Below are 420 nucleotides of genomic sequence, written 5' to 3' on the forward strand. Positions count from 1 at the left end.
AGTGGGTTAAGATATTAGCTGTTTGATGGTCCAAGCCTTCATCTTTCATAATGTTAATTTTTTCAACAATAACCCCATTAATTTGACTAAATATCTTTTGGTACTCAAAATCGTGAGTGATCCTAAGAATAGTCTCACTAGGGGTTTCAAATCCTTCAGACAGTCTTTCTAGATTTTTGTAGGCATCATCGTTGATTCGGATTGTTTGTGACATAAAACCTCTGTCATTTGTTTTTTTGTATATAATGTATATAATGTATACATTATATACAAGGTTTGCAATAGATTTTTTGCATTGCTTCAAAATGGGGTGATGTGGTCACTCAACTCTCTAAGCGCGTTACTTAATCCAAGTTCTCAATTTAATGCCTTGGTCTCGGCGATGAATATTTCGGCTTTTCAGGGTCAATCGGTTTAGGT

At 34.8% G+C, this 420-nt stretch carries 1 protein-coding gene; it reads right to left on the reverse strand.

From position 1 onward, the window contains the following. A partial coding sequence (locus tag M3148_RS17385; protein WP_251305972.1) for a hypothetical protein occupies window positions 1-214 on the reverse strand: 214 nt, incomplete at its 3' end. Window positions 215-420: the final 206 nt, after the last annotated feature.

Source organism: Georgenia satyanarayanai (genome assembly GCF_023715365.1).
Lineage (GTDB): Bacteria > Actinomycetota > Actinomycetes > Actinomycetales > Actinomycetaceae > Oceanitalea > Oceanitalea satyanarayanai_B.